4 protein-coding genes are annotated in these 2,849 nt (G+C 62.7%); all 4 read left to right on the forward strand.

Going from position 1 to position 2,849, the window contains the following annotated elements:
• Positions 1 to 87: 87 nt before the first annotated feature.
• The 4 genes from tnpA (at position 88) to U1708_RS20530 (ending at position 2,795) form a co-directional block, all read left to right on the forward strand.
• Positions 88 to 447, forward strand: coding sequence for an IS66-like element accessory protein TnpA (gene tnpA / locus U1708_RS20515; protein ID WP_332748136.1), 360 nt, complete (start codon positions 88 to 90; stop codon positions 445 to 447).
• A complete protein-coding gene (gene tnpB, locus U1708_RS20520; RefSeq protein WP_332748004.1) occupies positions 444 to 791 on the forward strand; it encodes an IS66 family insertion sequence element accessory protein TnpB in 348 nt (115 codons plus the stop codon). Before tnpA ends, tnpB begins: the two co-directional genes overlap by 4 nt.
• Before the next feature lie 88 nt (positions 792 to 879).
• Positions 880 to 2,544 (forward strand): IS66 family transposase, encoded by a 1,665-nt coding sequence (gene tnpC / locus U1708_RS20525; protein WP_332748137.1) that lies wholly within the window; start codon positions 880 to 882, stop codon positions 2,542 to 2,544.
• Complete coding sequence (locus U1708_RS20530; RefSeq protein WP_307089743.1) at positions 2,544 to 2,795, forward strand: hypothetical protein; 252 nt, start codon at positions 2,544 to 2,546, stop codon at positions 2,793 to 2,795. Before tnpC ends, U1708_RS20530 begins: the two co-directional genes overlap by 1 nt.
• Positions 2,796 to 2,849 lie beyond the last annotated feature (54 nt).

The following is a 2,849-nucleotide window of genomic DNA, read 5'->3' on the forward strand; positions in this document are numbered from 1 at the left end:
GTACGCCTCCGGTAGCGGCCGCCTTGCCGGTCAGGCGAAGGACCGGTCTTAAGCGCGCTCTGAAGAGTACGCTTAGGAGTAGGTGTTGTGGGTCAGATCACGGTTTTTGGCGGGCCTGAGCGCCGTCGCCGGTGGAGCGATGAGGAACGGATGCAAATCCTGGCGGAGGCCTTTGCACCGGGCGCGTTTGTTGCGCAGGTCGCTCGGCGGCACGATGTCTCGACGGGGTTGATCTATACCTGGCGCCGCAAGTTTCGCCGACGGTCAGATGCGCCGACTGCGGTCGCCGGCTTTGCCGAAGCGGTGGTCGTTGATGATTGCCCTGTCGAATTGCCGACCGTGCAGCCGACCATCGTCGTTGATCTGGCGCGGGGCGGACGCGTGAGCGTCTTCGCATCAGCGTCGTCCGATCAGGTGGTCGCAGTGCTCAAGTCCGTGATCCGATGATACCTGTCCCGAACGGCGCAAAAGTTTGGCTGGCGTTGGGTCACACGGACATGCGGCGTGGCATGCGTTCGCTCGCATTGCAGGTTCAACAAGCGCTGAACAAGGACGTCCATGCCGGCGACCTGTACGTGTTCCGCGGGAAAAGCGGGTCACTGTGTAAGATCCTGTGGCATGACGGGCTGGGCATGTCGCTGTACGCCAAGCGGCTGGAGCGCGGGCGCTTCGTGTGGCCGGCTGCTAAGGACGGCACGGTCGCGATCTCGGGCTCGGCGATGGCGTGCCTGCTCGAAGGTATCGACTGGCGCAATCCGCAGGAAACGTGGCGTCCGACCCGGGTTGGGTGACTACCTCCAGCGGCAGTCAGGATGAGAAAAGCGGCTGAAATCCGCCAAAAACCATAGGTTCCTCAAGGGTGTTCTGGTATAATCTGGCATGCTTTCGAGCGATGCCTCCGACGAGCTTTTGCAGCTTCGCACCGAACTGTCGGTGGCTCGTGATCTCGCGGAAAAGGCCCAGGCGAACGCACTCAATGCCGAAGCCGAAACGGTGCGGGTCAGAGCTATCAATGCCGATCTGCTAGCCCGCAATGCTCATCTCGAGTTGATGAACGAGAAGATGCGGCGCGACAAATACGGCGCCAGTTCGGAACGCAGCCGTCGGCTGATCGACCAGTTGGAACTGACGTTCGAGGAGCTCGAGGCGGACGCCACCGAGGCGGAGGGCTTGGGCGCAATAGCTGCCGCCAAAGCGACGACTGTAACCGCGTTCACCCGCGTAAGGTCCACCCGCCGCGACTTCGATCCAGGCTTGCCGCGTGAACAGGTCGTCATCTCGGCGCCGGAGCTGTGCCCTTGCTGCGGGTCGGCCGACCTCAGCCATCTTCCGGCCGATATTACCGAGACACTCGAAAAGGTGCCCGCCCGCCACAAGGTAATTCAGACCGTACGGGAAAAGGTCTCTTGCCGTCAGTGCGAGAAGATCAGCCAGCCACCGGCGCCGTTCCACGTCACCCCGAGGGGCATGTTCGGGCCGCACTTTCTGGCCAGTTTGGTCTTTCAGAAATATGGTCTGCACCAGCCGCTCAACAGTCAGCGCGATCGCCTCGAGAGCGAGGGCATCTCCTTGAGCCTGTCGACGCTCGCAGATCAGATCGGCGCAGTGAGCGTAGCTGCCAGGCCCTTGTTCCTGCTAATTGAAGCGCACGTCCTGGCGGCCGAGCGTCTCCACGGCGATGACACCACCGTCCCGCGGCTGGCGAAGTACAAGACTGACGTCGCGCGGATCTGGGATTACGTGCGCGACGACCGCCCGTTCGGCGGTCCAGCACCGCCGGCAGTGCTGTGCTATTACTCGCGGACCCGGAAAGGCGAACATCCCCGCGGCCATCTCGCTGGCTATACCGGTATTCTGCAGGTCGACCGCTATGCCGGCTTCAACGACATGTTCCGCGATGGCTGGGCTGACAAACCGATGACGCGGGCGAACTGCTGGGCTCACGCCCGCCGGCAGTTCTTCGAGCTGGCCGATGTGGCGCGTCAACTCAAGCGCCAGAAGGGCGGCGTGCCGCTCGTCTCGCCGTTGGCGAAGGAGGCACTGGAATGGATAGACCAGATCTTCGCGATCGAGCGAGAGATCAACGGGCTGACCGCCGGCGAGCGCCTGAGCGTGCGCCAGGAACGCGTCGCACCCCTGATCCAAGCACTGGAAACCTGGATGCGGGAAAAGCGCGGCATTCTGTCGCGTCACGATGCCGTCGCCAAAGCGATCGCCTATCTGCTCAACGACTGGGTGGGGTTCACGACATTCCTCGCGGACGGTCGGATCTGCCTGACGAATAACGCGGCCGAGCGAGAGCTGCGCAGCGTAGCGCGCGGCAGGAAAGCCTGGTTGTTTGTCGGCTCGGATCGCGGCGGTGAGCGCGCTGCGATGATGTACAGCCTGATCGGCACCGCCAGGCTCAACGGCGTCGATCCGCTCGCGTGGCTTACCGACGTCCTTGTCCGCATCGCTGATCTGCCGCAGTCCCGGCTTCACGAGCTGCTGCCTTGGGAATGGATCCGCCTTCGTAAAACGCCGCTCGTGCAAGAGGCTGCCTGATGACTGATCCCCAACCCGAACCCGAACTGATCGAATCTTCGCTGAACCGGTCGATCGAGCGAGGTGGCAGGCGACTGGAGGTTCACATCGTCCGTCTAGCAACTGAGCGAGGGTGGTCTCTCGAAGTGGTCAACGATCACAACACCTCGATCGTCTGGGACGACCAGTTCGAAACCGATCGCGACGCTGATGCAGCCTTCCAAAGCGCGCTGGCCGAAGAAGGTTTCGAGGCCTTCCTCGACAAGGACTGACGCACCAGCCCCGCTCCGATAGCTCTCAATCCGCGGCCTCTATCGGATGCGTAC

The sequence above is a fragment of the Sphingomonas arabinosi genome, assembly GCF_036663715.1.
In the GTDB taxonomy this organism is placed as follows: domain Bacteria; phylum Pseudomonadota; class Alphaproteobacteria; order Sphingomonadales; family Sphingomonadaceae; genus Sphingomonas.